Below are 15,342 nucleotides of genomic sequence, written 5' to 3'. Positions count from 1 at the left end.
ATGCCGCCCCTCGCCCCGCTGCCGCTGATCGGCAACGACCTGGTCATCAACGAGGACTCCTGCAACCTCAGTTGCACCTACTGCCTGACCGGGCAGAGCAACCTCAAGGAGGGCCACTCCCTCAAGCTCATCTTCGACCCGCCCAGGCGCGACGACTACTCCCCGGACTCGGGCCTCGGCCGACGCCTCGACACCGTCGCCGACCGGCTCGGCGACCGCTTCGACCTGCCGCTGCTGAAGGTCACCGGCGGTGAGATCTTCCTGGTCCGCGGCATCATGGACTTCCTTCAGAAGCAGTCCTCCCGGTACGAGGTCCTCGTCGTCCAGACCAACGGCGTGCTCGTCACCGACGAACACCTCGCACGCATGAGGTCCTGGGGCAACGTCGTCCTCCAGGTCTCCCTGGACAGCCACCTCTATCCGGGCAACAGCTACCGCGTGCAGTCGGAGTCGCTGCACGCCAAGGTGATCCGGGCCGTCAGCCGGATCCTCGAATCCGGCCTGCCGGTGGAGATCTACGGCGTCCTCAACGACCGCAGCGTCGGCGAGCTGTCCGACTTCGCCGGCTGGCTCGCCTCCTTCGACACCGCGCCCACCTTTTTCCCCTTCCCGGTCCGCGGCCCCGACGCCAAGAGGTTCGCGGTCCGCCGCGACCAGATCCACCACGTCGAGGAACTCGCCGAGCGCTACGACGAGTTCAGCCGGGTCCTGCCGCCACGCGCCTACTTCGACCGGCTGCTCAGCTTCTACCGCGAGGGCAGGCGCACCTTCCGGTGCCATCTGCCCCGGCTGGTCGTCTCCAGCTTCAGCGACGGCGTCGTCACCCCCTGCCCCAACATCTGGTTCTCGGACATGGGCAACATCCTCGGGGACGAGGCCGAGCAGCTGCTCGACCGGCTCGGCTCCAGCGGCCTCTACCAGGCCCTCCTGGCGCCCAGGCCGAGGCTGGGGGCCTGCCATGGCTGCTTCACCCCCTGGGACACGCTCTCCATGTACTTCGAGGACGAGATCACCCTCGACGAACTGTGTGCCGCCCCCACGTACGCCCCGCCCCGGATCCGAGGCATGATCGAGCGCGCCAAGGCCGACTACCTGGCGAGCCGCCATGACTGAGGGCAGCGAGCGGGGCCCGAAGGCGCTTCCGGACACCCTCCTGGACGCCGTCGGGCGCCTCGCCCCGGACACCGAGATCCTGCCCGGGTGCACCGCGGCCGAACTGCCGGCCGAGGCGCAGCGGATCGCCGACGCCCTCAAGGCCCAGGGGGCCGAGGGCGAGGCGGTGGCGCTCCGGCTGCCCAACGGACCCGGCTGGGTGGTGCACTTCCTCGGCCTGCTCGCCGCGGGCGCCCGGCCGCTGCCCGTGGCGCCCGACACCCCCGGCCCCGAGGTCCGCAGACTGCTGGAGCTGGCCGGCGGCGGCCGGGTGCTGTCGCCCGCCGACGGGCCCGGCCGGCCGCCCCGGCTCGACGGCACCCCGGGCACTCCTGCCGACGACGGCCCCGGCGACCTGCTGCCCACCTCGGGCTCCACGGGCGCCCCCAAGCTGGTCTGGCGCCCCGAGGCGAGCTGGCTGTCCGAGGCCCGCCGCTACCGCGACGGCGTCGGCCTCACCGCAGAGGATGTCCTGCTGCTGCCCGTACCGCTGGCGCACGCATACGCCCTCGGCTGGATGTGCGGCGCGCTGCTCACCGGGGCCGGCCTGAGGCCCGTACCGCCCACCGGACTCGGCGAGACGATGCGCGCACTCGCCGCCGGGGCCACCGTCGTCGCCCTGGTGCCCGCCACCGCACGGCTGCTGGCCACCCGGCAGCGGCTGCGCGCCCGCCGCGCCGGACCCGAAGCGGCCCCGCCGGCCCCCCGGCTGCGGATCGCCATGGTGGGCGCGGGACCGGTCGACGGTCCGCTCGACGCGCTGTTCCGCGAGGCCTATGGCGTGGGGCTCTCCCGCAACTACGGTTCCACCGAACTCGGCGCGGTCCTCTCCGGCCCGGCCGGGCTGCCGCCGCTGTGCGTGGGTGCCCCCCTGCCCGGGGTCGACGTCCGTCTCCTGGACCGCACCACCCGTGCCGTGACAGCGGACGGTCCCGGAATCCTCCAGATCCGCACCGACGTGCTGCCCGACTGGCACGACACCGGCGACCTGGCCGTGCCCGAGCAGGGCCACTGGCGCATCCTCGGCCGCGAGGGCACCGCCGTCCGGCGCGGCGCCCGCTGGGTGGCTCCGCTGGAGGTCGAGTCGGTGCTGCGCGCCCACAGCGGCGTGCAGGACGTACGGGTCGCCGCCCGGCGCCGGTCCCACGAGGGCGAGGACGGACTGGTCGCCGAGGTCGTCGTGACCGACGACACGACCGGCGAGGAGGAACTGCGCGACCACGCGGCCCGGCACCTCGCCCCCTACAAGGTTCCCGACACCTTCGTGCTGCGCACCGCCCTGCCGAGGACCGCCACCGGCAAGGCCGCCGCCCCCGTCCGCTACCGCTTCACCCCGCGCGCACTGCGGGCCGCCCGTGCCTACAAGGCGTCCGAGCTGCTCTTCGCGCTCCACGATCTCGGTGCCCTGGACGCCCTGGCCCGGGGCGCCGAACTCGCCGACCTCAGCACCGAACTCGGCTGCGACTCGAGAGCGCTGGAGCTGCTGCTGGACACCGCTGCGGCCCTCGGCCTGCTCTCCACCGCCCCCGAACCCGACGGCCCCGCGGTTCCCGCCGGCGAACTCGCCGCCTTCGTGGAGCTGGAGAAAAGACTCTCCCGCGATCTGGTGAGCCGGGAGGCGCTGGCCGCCGTGGCACGGACGGGGGTGCACCACCGGCCGTTCGAACAGCGCCCGCACGACGCCGAGTTGGTACGTGTCTACCAGGGGGCCATGAGCGGTCCCTCCGCCCGCGCCCGCACCGCCGTCGGGCTGCGGCTGGTCCGGCCGCGCCCCGGCGCCCGCCTGGTGGAGGTCAGCGCCGGACCCGGCCGTTACCTGGAGCGGCTGCTCACCGCCGATCCCACGGCCACCGGTCACCTGTGGCAGACCGGTCGGCTCGCGGGCCCGGTGTGCGAAGCGGTGCGCGCGGCCGTCGCCGAGGGCCGGGTCACGACCGGGCCCGAGCTGCCGCACGGCGACGCCGACGTCTGCGTCATCGCCAACAGCGTCCACGACCCCGCCGGCGGCGCCCGCCTCGTGCCGCTGCTGCGGACCCTGAAGCCCGGCGGTCTGCTCCTGGTCGACGACGTCTTCCTGCCCTCCGGCACCCCCGACGGCGAGCCGGGTGAGGGTGCCGAACTGGCGCTGGACTGGCTCACGCACGGCGGCATCCGCTGGCCCACCCTCGCGGCGTTCACCGCCGCCCTGGCCGATGCGGGCGCGGACCTCGTCCGCGATCTGCACTTCGAAGGCTCCCCCTGCCATCTCGTCCTAGCCAAGGAGGCCGACTGATGGGCGATCCCCTCGTCCGTATCGCCGAAACCATGGGACAGCGCGGCCGAGTCGTCGTGATCTCCGGAGCGTCCGGGACCATCGGCAGCGCTTGCGCCCGCCATCTTGCCGGGCTCGGCGCCGCCGTGGTGGCCGGCTACCACAGCGGCGAGGACCGGGTGGGCAAGCTCGCCGCCCAGGTCGAGGAGGCCGGGGGCACGCTCGTGCCCGTCCGGGCCGACCTGTCGGCGCCGGGCGGCCCGGCCCGGCTTGTCTCGGTCGCCCTCGACCGGTTCGGCCGGATCGACGGCCTCGTCGCCGCCGCCGGACTGCGCACCCGGCGCCTCGCCATGGCCACCGACAGCGGCACCCTGGCCGGACTGCTCGACGTCAACCTGGCCGGCTCGGTCAACCTCGCCAAGGCCTGTCTGAAGCCGATGATGCGCGCCCGCTACGGCCGTATCGTCCTCTTCGGCTCCCGGGCCGGCACCAGCGGCCTGCCCGGGCACAGCGCGTACGCGGCGACCAAGGGTGCCCTGCAGCCGTGGGCCGCCTCGCTCGCCGGCGAGGTCGGAAAGCACGGCATCACGGTCAACGTGGTGGCACCGGGCGCCATCCGGGCCGAGGTCATGGACTTCTCGCCCGAGGAGCGCGACCTCGTCCTGAGGTTCATCGGCGCCGGGCGGCTCGGTGAACCGGACGAGGTCGCCGCGGCGGTCTCGTTCCTGCTCTCCCCGGCGGCCTCGTACGTGAACGGCGCCACCCTCGTCGTGGACGGCGGTGCACGCTTTTGATGTCCGGTTCGATGTCCGGCACGGCCCACGCACCCTCCGGCCCCGCCGTGGACGCCGGGCGTTCCCGGCCGCGCGCGGCCGGTGCGCCGCGTCTGCGCACGGCCGTCCTCGGCGCGGGCTGGGTTTCGCGCACGGTCTGGGTGCCGCTGCTCGAGGCGCACCCCGCGTTCGAGGTGACGGCGCTCGTGGACGCCGACCCGGCCGTGGCCCGCGCCCTGGTACCGCCCGGACGCGACATCGTCGTCGGCACCGACCCGGACGACCTCCTCGGCCTGCCCCTGGACTTCGCCGTCGTCGCCCTGCCCAACCACCTCCATGTGCCCGTCGCCCGCACCCTGCTCGGCCGCGGTGTTCCGGTGTTCGTGGAGAAACCGGTCTGCCGCACCACCGCCGAGGCCCGGGCCCTGGCCGCTGCCGCCCGGGGCGGTGCGGGCGTGTACGCCGGGAGCGCGGCCCGCCATCGCGCCGACGTCCAGGCGCTCGCGGCGCTGCTGCCCTCGCTCGGCGACCTGCGCGCCCTCGGCCTCGACTGGACCCGGGCGTCCGGGATCCCGCAGCGCGACGGCTGGTTCACCGACCGCCGGCTGGCCGGCGGCGGCGCCCTGCTCGACCTCGGCTGGCATCTGCTGGACGTCGGTCTCGACCTGCTCGGCCGGCCCGGGGTGACGGACGCTCTGGGGGCCGTCTCCGGCGACTGGATCGGGGACGCCGATGCCACCGCCGACTGGAGCCCACGCGGCCGGAACCGCGGCACTCCGGCCCACACGGCGGGCGACCCCGTGGAGGACACCGCGCGCGGGTTCCTGCTCACCGACACCGGCGTGGCCGTCTCCATCCAGGCGCGCTGGGCCTCGCACCAGGCGGTCGACAGCACCACCCTCACCGTCGAGGGCACCAAGGGCGTCGCCGTCCTGCGCGGCACCTTCGGCTTCAGCCCGCACCGCGTCCCGCGCTCCTCGCTGACCGTGCTGCGACGCGGCGAACGCACCGTGGTACCGCTGCCCGACGAGCCCGTCGGCATCGAATACGCACGCCTCGTCGACGACCTCGCCCGGCGGCTGACCCGCCCCGCGCCCTCCACGACCGGGACGGACGGCGGCTCGCTCGCCGAGATCGGCGTACTCGCCCACTGCATCGAACGGCTCTACGCGGCGGCCGGCCGCACCGGCCCTTCCCCGGCGACCCCGGAAACCTGGAGTGCCCCATGAGATTCGCGTACTTCACCCACGTATGGGGACGGGAGAACCTCACCGTCCGTCAGCGGTACGAGGAGCTGTGGAAGGAGCTCGAGGCGGCGGACCGGCTCGGCTTCGACTACGCCTTCTCCGTCGAGCACCACTGCACCCCCGAGGAGAGCTGGATGCCCTCGCCCACGGTGTTCTGCACCGGCGCGGCGTTGCGCACCGAGCGCATCCGGGTGGGTCCGATGGGCTGGGTGCCGCCGCTGCAGCATCCGCTGCACATCGTGGAGCAGGCCGCCACCCTCGACCAGCTGCTCGGCGGCCGGCTCGAGGTGGGGCTGGCCTCCGGAGTCAGCGATCAGCCGTTCAGGCCTTTCGGCGCCGACTTCGCCGACCGCAAGGAGCGCACCCGGGAGTGCGCCGACCTGCTGCGCACCGCGTTCACGAGCAAGGGCGCATTCGACTTCGACGGGCCGGTGCACCGACTGCGCGACGTCACCCTGTCGTTCGGCTCCGAGCAGAGTCCCCACCCGCCCCTGTGGATCCCCACCACGGACCGCGCGACCCTGCGCTACCTGGCGAGGACTGGAGGCCACACCTGCTCGACCATGATCGTGCCGCGGGCGGCCCTGGGCGTCGTCTACCGCCACTACGTCGACTGGTGGCGCAAGGAGGGGCAACCGGGTGTGCCGAACATCGGCTACTGGAGCCTGGTGCACGTGGCCGAGACGGATGCCGAGGCCGAGGCCCGGGCGGCCGGGCAGGCGACCCGCACCTTCGTCGAGACCCTGCGCTACGGCGCGGTGCGCCGCTCGACCGACCGGCCTGCCCCGGCGAGCGGCCTGAGCACCGCCGACATCCTTGCCGGCTGCCGCGACTTCCGCTTTCTGATGGACCACAACCTGATCTTCGTCGGCTCTCCGCGCACCGTCGCCGACCGCCTCGCCGAAGCCGCCCGCGAGGGGCATTTCAACACCCTCTTCGGCGAGTTCGTCTTCGGTGACATCACCGGCGACGAGGCGATCGGCTCCATGGAGCTGTTCGCCCGAGGCGTCATGCCGCGACTGGCCGCGTTCTCCCCGTACCAGCCCCTTGAGACGGCCGAGCCGAGCGTCGCCGTCTCCTGACCCCAGGGACCAGCTTTGACCTCCATGACCGAACGCGACGGTGTCCTGATCGGATTCGCCGACGGCGACACCGCCGCCTGCCGGGCGCTCGCCCGGCGCCTCACCGACGTCGTCGCGCAGCGCGGCGCCCGGGCGACCGTCCTGACCGGCCCGGCGGTGCCCGCCGCGCTGCGCGCCGCCCTCGGCCCGGACGCCGCCGGCCTCGTCGTCGAGGTGACCGGCGGACCGCGCGACGCCGAGCCGATCGTCGTTCCGCCCGGCGAGCCCGATCCGCTGGACCGCCTTCTGCGGGAGCTGGAGCGGCACGGACTGCCGCCGGCACCCGCGGCTCCCTACAGCCCCGACGAGGAGGACGAGGTGGCCCGCCGTCTCGAAGCCCTCGGCTACATCGACTGACCGAGGGCGCCTCATGGTGACGTCCGTCAGCAGCGAGCCGCGCCGGCGGCAGCTCCCCGAACCCGAGCGCGTCGAGGAGCTGGTGCGGCGCCTGCGCCAGGTTCCCGACCGGCAGCGGCGCTTTTCGGTCACGCCCGCGCAGGCCCGCCGTGTGCACGGCATCCGCCCCGAGCTACTGGCCGCACTCACCGCCGCCGGCGTCCCGCACGTCGGCGCGGGCGACGAACGGCTCTACGACGCCTACGACCTCGGCAACGCGGCCCTGCACCTGGGCAGGCTCTCGGTGCAGAGGCGGTCCATGCGCGCGTGGGCCAAGGCCTGGCGCACCGCGCTCGACCAGGCGCCGGGCCATCGTGTCCAGGTGATCTCCTCCTGCCCGGCTCCGGGCCACCCCGGCCCCTGCCGCTACGGCGTCCTGCTCGGCGGCCGGCGGCGTCAGGTCGTGGGACCCGCGGCAGAGGCCCGGCTCGGGGACCTCCAGGTGGCCCCCGCCCTCCGGGACTGGCCCCGATTTCCACCCGCTTTGAAGGAGCTGCTCCAGGAGGTGGCGGACATCGGGTTCTTCCTCTTGCCCGAGGCGGTGCGCTGGGACCTGGAGTTCATGTGGCGCACCCGCATGTCGGACTGCGGGGGCGCCGCGGCCTGGCTGGTCCACGAGGGCGGCCGGCGTGGTCTGGAGAGCCGGTTCTCCTTCGGCCTGCTGGTGGCCCCCCCGTACTCCACCCCGCACTGCTGGGCGGAGTTCCGCGTCGACGGGGTCTGGATGCCGGTCGACCCGCTCCTCGTCCGGGCGCTGAACCAGTGGGGCGGACTGGACCCGGACGCCTTCCCTCCCGACGAGACCCCCGGCGCCCTCTTCCACCGGCTCACCGACCGCTTCACCAAGGTGGTGAGCCACGGCGGCATCTGGGCGCAGGTGTCACTGCCGACGGAACGAGCCGGCTGAGCGGAGCCACCGGGTGCGGCGGCGTCCCGAGGGGCGGATCGCGGCACTCCCGGCGCCGTATCGGCATTTTTCGGCCATCGTGCCCGGACCACGGGCGCGTTGGGCGCGATGGCCGCGGAGAAGACCTAGGCTGGCGAACGCCACCGGAGTGCCGGACTCCGCCGGCCGCGTGTGTCCCGGTACGCCACCGACCTGCTCCGTGACGAGAGGACGGGCATGACCCCTGAAGAACTGTCGGACTTCGCCCTGGAGCTGCCGAGCGCCACGGATGACGAGGCCTTCGGCCCCGGCGCCACGGTGTTCAAGGTCGAGGGCAAGGTGTTCGCCATCCTTCAGGACGCCACGGACGAAAGGCCCGCGCAGGTCACTCTGAAGTGCGAGCCCGACCTCGCGCTGCACCTGCGCGACCAGTACTCCGCGGTGAGGCCCGGCTACCACGTCAACAAGCGGCACTGGAACACGGTCCTGCTCGACTCCACCGTCCCGGCGCCCGAGATCAAGGAGATGGTGGAGCACTCCTACGACCGTGTGGTGTCCGGCCTGCCGAAGGCGGTGCGTGAGCGCCTGCGGCTTCAGCGCGGCTGACCGCCGGGACGGCCCGCGCCCACCCGATTCACCCGAGCACACCCAAGCGCAAAGGAAAGAGCACCACTCATGGCAGTTCCTGCCCCCAAGCTGTCCCTCTTCGGAATCGTCGTCGACGACATGTCCAAGGCCCTGGCGTTCTACCGCCGCCTCGGGCTGGACATCCCCGCCGAGGCCGACACGCAGCCGCACGTCGAGACGGTGCTGCCCGGCGGAGTGCGGCTTGCCTGGGACACCGTGGAGACGGTCCGCAGCTACGACCCCGAGTGGAAGGCGCCCACCGGCGGCCACCGGTTCGCGGTCGCCTTCGAGTTCCCCGACGCGCAGGCTGTCGACGCGAAGTACGCCGAACTGGTCGACGCGGGCTACGTCGGGCACATCGCGCCCTGGGACGCCGTCTGGGGCCAGCGCTACGCCGTTGTCCTCGACCCCGACGGCACCGCGGTCGACCTGTTCGCACCGCTGGCCGGCTGACCGTCCGCCACCGTGGGAGCCGGGCGATGTCCTACCTCGGGATCGACATCGGCGGCACGAAGGTCGCGCTGCTTCTGGAGCGGTCCGGCTCCGCGCCTCCGGTACGGCTCAGGTTCACCTGGCCCCGGCACGGCGGCGCCGACGACGATCTGGACGCGCTCGCCTCGGCGGTGTCCCGGATCGCGGCCGAGGCCGGCTGCGGGGGGATCGCCGGGATACGGGCGGCCGGTCTCGCGCTGCCGGCCACCGTGCGGGAGGGCAGGATCACCGCCTGGCCCTCCCGGCCGAGCTGGACCGGGCTGCGCCTCGATGCGCTGCTGCGGCGGGTGCTGCCGGGAGTCCCCGTGCTCCACGAGGACGACGGAAACCTGGCCGCCCTGGCGGAGGCCGCTCGCACCGGCGTGCCCGACCTGGCCTATCTGGGGCTGGGCACCGGAGTGGGCGGCGGCATCGTCCTCGGCGGGCGGCTGCACACCGGACCGTTCGGCGGCGCCGCCGAGATCGGGCACATGGTGATCGATCCGGGTGGCGCCGCCTGCGTCTGCGGGCGGGCCGGCTGCCTCCAGGCCGTGGCCTCCGGCACTGCGACCCTTGCCCGGGCCGCCGCCCTGCGCGGCGCCCCTGTGGACGCGGCGTCCTTTCGCACCGGGCTCGCCGAGGGACATCCCTGGGCCACTGGCCCGCTGCGGCAGACGGCGGCGGCGCTGGCGGTCGCCGCCGTCAACCTCGGCGAACTCCTCCAGTGCCGCCAGGTCCGCATAGGCGGCGGCTTCGGCCACGGCACACCGGGCCTGCTCGGTCGCATGCGCGCGGAGGTCCGGCGGCTGACCCGCACCGGTGTCGCCCCTCCCGAGATCCGCCGCGCCGCCCACGGCGCCGATGCCTCCCTGTACGGAGCCGTCCTGCTGGCCCGCACCGGAGGGACGATGCGACGGGCCGGCTCCCGTGTCGGCCGGCCGTCACCCTGACGGGCGGCCCGGGCCCTTCCCTCCGCCTCACCCGGGCAGCCGTCCGCCTCCCGGCAGGCCCAGCAGCTCCCGCAGCGCGGGAGCCACGTCGTACAGCGACAGACCGTCCACCCGGCCCGGATCGACGCCGGGGGAGTGGAGGACGAAGATCCCGGTGTCGCCGTGGTTGGCGTGGTCGGGACCGGTGTCGTTCTCGGTGGTGTACAGCCCCTTCCCCATGCCCAGGGTGGCCAGCGCGCGCCAGCGCAGATTGCCCACGTAGACCAGCAGGTCGGGGGCGATGCCGTTGACCTCCGGATAGAGCTGCTGGGGGCGCAGGGCCCGGGTGCCCATGGGATTGCCCTGGTCGTCGGGCAGCTGCTCCAGCGCTCTCGCGATGTGGTCCAGGGTGTCGTCGTACTCCCGTGCCGGTACCACGCCTTCCGGCTCACGGCCCTCCACATTGAGGAAGATCCGGCCGTAGTAGCCGCCCTCCGCCCATGCCGTGGTCCGTTTCCAGTCGACGTGCGCCTTGGCCATCGGCGTCGGCCCGTCCGGTTCCTTCGCCAGGACGAGCAGCCCCATGCGCCGCAGCCACTCGTTGATGAACAGCCCGCCGACCATGGGCTGGGCCCCGTGATCGGAGACCACCAGGACGGAGGTGTTCTCCGGCAGGCACTCCAGGAAGTCGCCGATGTGCCGGTCCAGCGCACGGTAGTAGTCGCGGAACATGTTCTCGTAGGGGTTGCCCGGCTCATGGCGGGGGTGCTCCGGGTCGCAGTACTTCCAGAAGCCGTGGTGCAGCCGGTCCGGGCCCATGTCGACGAAGGACAGGAACTCCCAGTCCTGACGGGTGGCCAGGTGCCGGGCCACCCGGAAGCGCTGTTCGCTCATGTCGAAGATCTGCTGGGAGACCCGTTCCAGCTCGGGCGAGCGGAAGTTCTCCACGTCGAGCATGTAGCCGCCGGTCAGCTTCTCCAGCTCGTCACGCAGCGCGGGCGGCGAGGTGTACTCGGCGCGGGTCGAGGGAGCCAGGAAACAGGAGACCATCGCGCCGCGGATCGGGGTCGGCGGGTAGGTGCCGGGCACGCCCAGCACCACGCTGTCCCGGCCCGCGGCCGTCATCTCGTCCCAGATCCGGGGCGCCGTGATGCTGTGCGAGGTGGCGAAGGCGAGCGGCCCGTAGTCGTGGGCGGCGCGGTCGCGGAAGCCGTACACCCCGAGTTCGCCCGGCGTGCGGCCGGACATCATGCACGACCAGGCGGGCATGGTGATGGGCGGGTCGACACTGCGCATCGGGCCCCACAGCGAGCGCTGCCGCAAGGCACTGAGGATGGGCATGTCCTCGGCGAACCGGTCGAACACGAGCTGCGGCGTCGCCGAGTCGAGTCCGATCACGGCCACCCTGCTGGGCTGGGGCATCGATTCCTCCCTCGCTGGGGGACGGACGTCGGGGCGGGGCGCGGCGGATCAGTCCGGTGCGTCCGCCGAGGGCACGAGCCGGGTGAGGGCCTGGGCGGCGACGCGATAGCCGAGTGCGCCCATGCCCATGACCACGCCCGCGGCGAGCGGGGCCGTGACGGACATGTGGCGGAAGCTCTCGCGCGCCCAGACGTTGGACAGGTGCACCTCGATCCAGGGCGGTGCGAAGTCGGCCAGCGCATCCCGCAGGCCCCAGCCGGCGATCATGAGCGCCCCGGGGTTGACCAGGGCGCCGACCGCGTCGCCGTGCTGCTGGAGCAGGTCGATCAACTCTCCTTCGCCGTTGCGCTGTTCGGCGACCAGCTTCCAGCCGCGGACGGAGATCTCATGGGCCACCTCGGCCTCGATCCGGGCCAGCGTGGTCGTGCCGTAGATCTCCGGTTGGCGGGTGCCGAGCGTGCCGAGGTTGGGGCCGTTGAGCAACAGCACATGGCTCATTTCCGTTCCTCCTCGTCGACGTCGAGGACAACCGTGCCGTCGAGTCCCAGCGGACGGATACCGATCGAGGCGAGCACGGTCGGCGCCACGTCCACCATGTCGAACGGCTTCTGCGGCACACCGACGGCCGCCTGCGGGGCACGGGCACCACGCCGGTAGAACACCGCGTTCTCGCGGGTGTGGGTGCCGGTCAGTGCGTCGGAGCGCACCTGGGCCGTGCCCTCCCAGCCGCCGCGCAGCTGCACGCCCGGTGCGGGCAGCGCCAGCAGATCCGGTGCGTGGCCGGCCAGCGGACCGTGGTACAGCTCCTTGGACCGGTACACCGCGGAGATCAGCGGGGGCCCGTCCACATCGGTGCCGACCCGCTCCCCGTCGCAGCGCAGCGCGGTCAGTTCATCGGCGATCTCCTCGGCCAGTTCCTCCGCCTCGGAGTCGGTGAGCCCGCCGCCCGGAAACCGCCTCTTGCGGTGCAGGTAGATCCGCGCGGGGTCGAGGGCGAAGGCCCTGGTGCGGGCGTCGAGTCCGTCCGCGAGGCCGGGCGCGACGCTCAGCGGTGCCAGATGACCGGCCTCCCGCAGCCAGGAGTTGACGTAGAACTGCCGGTCGACGGGGCCGAAGCCGTGGTCGCTGACGAGGAACAGCTCGTCCTCGTCCCGGCACAGGTCGACGAGCCGGCCGACGCAGGAGTCGACCAGCCGGTAGAAGTCCCGTACGGCCCCGTGCAGCGGGTCGGCGGGGTCGGTCACAGCCCGCCACAGGAAGTGGTGCACCCGGTCGGTCTCGGTGATGACCGCCACCCCCAGGTTCCAGGGCTCCCGGGTGAGCAGGTGCTCCATGGCGTCGGTGCGCGCCCGCAGCGCCCGTACCGCCCGGCCGAGGAACCCCTCGGGATCCTTGGCCGCATCGCCGACTTCGACGTCCAGCTCGTAACCGAAGCCGCGCAGCACCGGAAGCAGCCGGGCAGGGGTGACCGCTTTCTCCAGCCGGGGTGCCACGAATCCGGAGACCACGACGCAGTCGGCGACCGGCGCGGGATAGGTGCCCGGCACATTGAGACACACCGTGCGGCCGCCCGCGGCAGCGGTCAGCGCCCACAGCGGGGGCTGACGCAGCTGCAGCAGATTCGAGAAACGGACCCGGTAGCCCTCGTCGGGCACGAGATCGGTGAAGCCGAAGATGCCGTGCCGGCCCGGGTTGGTCCCGGTGAGGAAGCTGGCCCAGGAAGTGGAGCTGATCTCCGGCACCGGAGCCCGCAGCTCGGCACAGTGGCCCTCGCCCAGCAGCTCTCCGATGCGGGGCAGGGTTCCCTCCGCCGCGAGCTCGGTCAGCAGGGTGCGCGGCATTCCGTCGAGCCCGATGACCAGGGCGCGCTCAGCCATCTCTGCTGTCTCTCCGTTCGTCAGGCGGTGGGCGTGCCGCTGCGGTCCATACGGTCCTTGACGTAGGCGGCGAGCAGATCGAGGTCGTCGATCAGCTTGATCGAGAGATCCTCGTCGGCGATCTCCACGTCGAATTCACTTTCGACCCAGATCAGGAACTCGATCGTGTTGATCGAATCCAGTCCCAGCGCTTGCACGAGCCCGTGGTCGGGGACGTCGGACGGCTCGACGGACAGTTCCAGGGAGTCCACGAGCACTTTGCGTAACCGAGCCTTTGTCTCTTCCACGGCGGAGCGTCCTTTCGGAGGAAACGCGAACCGGACGAGCGGAGTGCGGGGGACGGCGGGCAGGGGGAAGCGGCAGCGGTGTCCGTGCGGGCACCGCCCTCGGCGCGAACTGTCGACCGGCCCAGAACAGTCGCCGACCTGCGGGAAACCGTGAACAGGCGGCAGGGGAATGTGACCGGGGCATCGTCGGCTTTCCTGGCGGGGCACCACGATAGGGGGATTCGCATTTCGGTTCAGGTGCGCATCCGGCCATTTCTCCGGCACGAGCACGACGGCGGAGAACACCGGTCCAGGTGTGGCATGCAGCGGTCTTCCGTCCGGAATCCGGCGGCCATGGGGGTGGCAGAAAGGCAACCGTGCGGACCGCGGGAAACTCGCCTTTTCCGCCTCGGTGTTGACGCCGTTCAGTGGAGCTTGCAGGATTTGGACCGTCGGGCGACCCCGATCGCCCCCACCGTCTGCCCGTTTCCGTCAGCGCAGCTCGACCGGGTCGGGTCCGACCCGGACTTCTTCGTCAGAACAACGTCCCAAGAGGCTCCGCCTCGGCGCAGTGAACGACCGGCTCGCCCCCGGCCCGGGACCCATGTCCACTGTCCACCGCCGGACCGGACGCCGCCGGGGAGTCGTCGCCGTACCGTGCGCCGCACACCGACCGAGACGACGAGAGGCACGCCCATGTCATCCGATCCGGCCCAGCCCGTCCTGACGTTCCCCGCCTGGCCGCAAGCCGGTGCCGAGGAACGCGAGGGGCTGCTGCGTGCCCTGAACCAGGAGGGCTGGTGGCGCAATGGCGGCAGCGAAGTGGACAGTTTCGAGAGCGAGTTCGCCGAGGTGCACGGGGCTCCGTACGCCATCGCCACCACCAACGGCACCCACGCCCTCGAGCTGGCGCTGTCCGTCCTCGGCGTGGGCCCCGGCGACGAGGTCATCGTGCCCGCCTTCACGTTCATATCCTCCTCGCTCGCCGTCCAGCGGGTCGGCGCGGTCCCGGTGCCGGCCGACGTCCGCCCCGACACCTACTGCCTCGACATCGAGGCCACGGCACGGCTCATCACCCCGCGCACCAAGGTCGTCATGCCGGTGCACATGGCGGGCCAGGTCGCGGATCTCGACGCGCTGGCACAACTCGCCGAGGCGACCGGAGTCACCGTGCTCCAGGACGCGGCGCACGCACACGCGGCCCGCTGGCACGGCCGCCGCTTGGGCGAGTTCGGCTGGATGGCGGCGTTCAGCTTCCAGAACGGCAAGCTGATGACGGCCGGCGAGGGCGGCGCCCTGCTGCTGCCGGACGAGGAGAGCCACCGGCAGGCGTATCTGCGGCACGGCTGCGGTCGTCCGCCGGGCGACCGGGTCTACGCCCACCTCACCCAGGGCTCCAACTACCGCATGAACGAGTTCTCGGCGGCCGTCCTGCGGGCGCAACTGACACGTCTGGAAGCGCAGATCGCCGTGCGTGAGCAGCGCTCCCGCCAGCTGACGGCGGCACTCTCACGGATTCCCGGTCTGGTGCCGCAGGGCCGGGACGACCGGTGCGACGTGAAGTCGCACTACATGGCCATGATGCGGCTCCCCGGGGTGACGCCCGGGCGTCGCACTGCCGTGGTGGACGCACTGAACGCGCACGGCATCCCGGCGTTCGTCGGTTTCCCCCCGGTCTACCGCACCGCCGGCTACTGGCAGGGCCCGCACTCCGGCGACGTCGAGGAGATCGCCAAGCGCTGCCCGGTGGCCGAGGAGATCGGCGGCGACTGCGTGTGGCTGCACCACCGGGTGCTGCTCGCCGACGCCGCCACCGTGGACCGGCTCGCCGAGGTACTCGCCGAGGTCGTGGCCCGCACCTGAGACGTGGCGACCCGGTCCCCCCGCGCACAGGGGGCGCTTGTGTCAGGCCTATCACGGAACG

15 protein-coding genes are annotated in these 15,342 nt (G+C 72.8%); 11 read left to right on the top strand and 4 right to left on the bottom strand.

Going from position 1 to position 15,342, the window contains the following annotated elements:
* The 10 genes from ABD224_RS11225 to ABD224_RS11180 all read left to right on the top strand — a co-directional run bounded on the left by ABD224_RS11225 (position 1) and on the right by ABD224_RS11180 (position 9,874).
* The gene (locus ABD224_RS11225; RefSeq protein ID WP_344049283.1) at positions 1–1,113 is read left to right on the top strand and encodes a radical SAM protein; all 1,113 of its coding nucleotides are present in this window, start codon (positions 1–3) and stop codon (positions 1,111–1,113) included.
* Positions 1,106–3,424 carry an AMP-binding protein gene (locus tag ABD224_RS11220; RefSeq protein ID WP_344049282.1) on the top strand — a complete coding sequence of 773 codons (2,319 nt, stop codon included), beginning with the start codon at positions 1,106–1,108 and terminating at the stop codon, positions 3,422–3,424. Before ABD224_RS11225 ends, ABD224_RS11220 begins: the two co-directional genes overlap by 8 nt.
* The gene (locus ABD224_RS11215; protein WP_344049281.1) at positions 3,424–4,197 is read left to right on the top strand and encodes an SDR family NAD(P)-dependent oxidoreductase; all 774 of its coding nucleotides are present in this window, start codon (positions 3,424–3,426) and stop codon (positions 4,195–4,197) included. Before ABD224_RS11220 ends, ABD224_RS11215 begins: the two co-directional genes overlap by 1 nt.
* Positions 4,197–5,405, top strand: a complete 1,209-nt coding sequence (locus ABD224_RS11210) for a Gfo/Idh/MocA family protein (RefSeq protein WP_344049280.1) — start codon at positions 4,197–4,199, stop codon at positions 5,403–5,405. Before ABD224_RS11215 ends, ABD224_RS11210 begins: the two co-directional genes overlap by 1 nt.
* The gene (locus tag ABD224_RS11205; RefSeq protein ID WP_344049279.1) at positions 5,402–6,505 is read left to right on the top strand and encodes an LLM class flavin-dependent oxidoreductase; all 1,104 of its coding nucleotides are present in this window, start codon (positions 5,402–5,404) and stop codon (positions 6,503–6,505) included. The genes ABD224_RS11210 and ABD224_RS11205 overlap by 4 nt, the downstream gene beginning before the upstream one ends.
* Before the next feature lie 24 nt (positions 6,506–6,529).
* Complete coding sequence (locus ABD224_RS11200) at positions 6,530–6,901, top strand: hypothetical protein (protein WP_344049278.1); 372 nt, start codon at positions 6,530–6,532, stop codon at positions 6,899–6,901.
* A 13-nt stretch (positions 6,902–6,914) separates the two neighbouring features.
* Positions 6,915–7,847 carry a transglutaminase-like domain-containing protein gene (locus ABD224_RS11195; RefSeq protein ID WP_344049277.1) on the top strand — a complete coding sequence of 311 codons (933 nt, stop codon included), beginning with the start codon at positions 6,915–6,917 and terminating at the stop codon, positions 7,845–7,847.
* 216 nt (positions 7,848–8,063) lie between these two features.
* Entirely contained in the window at positions 8,064–8,432 is a 369-nt protein-coding gene (locus tag ABD224_RS11190; RefSeq protein ID WP_344049276.1) for an MmcQ/YjbR family DNA-binding protein, read from the top strand.
* A gap of 69 nt (positions 8,433–8,501) precedes the next feature.
* Complete coding sequence (locus ABD224_RS11185) at positions 8,502–8,906, top strand: VOC family protein (protein WP_344049275.1); 405 nt, start codon at positions 8,502–8,504, stop codon at positions 8,904–8,906.
* A gap of 26 nt (positions 8,907–8,932) precedes the next feature.
* Positions 8,933–9,874, top strand: coding sequence for an ROK family protein (locus tag ABD224_RS11180; RefSeq protein ID WP_344049274.1), 942 nt, complete (start codon positions 8,933–8,935; stop codon positions 9,872–9,874).
* A gap of 27 nt (positions 9,875–9,901) precedes the next feature.
* Here the strand turns inward: ABD224_RS11180 and ABD224_RS11175 are convergent, their stop codons facing one another.
* From ABD224_RS11175 to ABD224_RS11160, 4 genes are read right to left on the bottom strand one after another with little or no spacing between them, the layout of a single operon-like run.
* Positions 9,902–11,275 carry an alkaline phosphatase family protein gene (locus tag ABD224_RS11175; RefSeq protein ID WP_344049273.1) on the bottom strand — a complete coding sequence of 458 codons (1,374 nt, stop codon included), beginning with the start codon at positions 11,273–11,275 and terminating at the stop codon, positions 9,902–9,904.
* Positions 11,276–11,323: 48 nt separating this feature from the next.
* Entirely contained in the window at positions 11,324–11,773 is a 450-nt protein-coding gene (locus ABD224_RS11170; protein ID WP_344049272.1) for a type II 3-dehydroquinate dehydratase, read from the bottom strand.
* Complete coding sequence (locus tag ABD224_RS11165) at positions 11,770–13,152, bottom strand: alkaline phosphatase family protein (RefSeq protein ID WP_344049271.1); 1,383 nt, start codon at positions 13,150–13,152, stop codon at positions 11,770–11,772. The genes ABD224_RS11170 and ABD224_RS11165 overlap by 4 nt, the downstream gene beginning before the upstream one ends.
* A 20-nt stretch (positions 13,153–13,172) precedes the next feature.
* A complete protein-coding gene (locus tag ABD224_RS11160; protein WP_344049270.1) occupies positions 13,173–13,439 on the bottom strand; it encodes a phosphopantetheine-binding protein in 267 nt (88 codons plus the stop codon).
* A gap of 675 nt (positions 13,440–14,114) precedes the next feature.
* On the opposite strand from ABD224_RS11160, the gene ABD224_RS11155 reads away from it, so the two are divergent.
* The gene (locus ABD224_RS11155) at positions 14,115–15,281 is read left to right on the top strand and encodes a DegT/DnrJ/EryC1/StrS aminotransferase family protein (RefSeq protein ID WP_344049269.1); all 1,167 of its coding nucleotides are present in this window, start codon (positions 14,115–14,117) and stop codon (positions 15,279–15,281) included.
* Positions 15,282–15,342 lie beyond the last annotated feature (61 nt).

Origin of the sequence: Streptomyces thermoalcalitolerans (assembly GCF_039525155.1) — a bacterium.
GTDB classification, from domain to species: domain Bacteria; phylum Actinomycetota; class Actinomycetes; order Streptomycetales; family Streptomycetaceae; genus Streptomyces; species Streptomyces thermovulgaris.
This window is presented reverse-complemented; position numbering and strand designations above follow the sequence as displayed.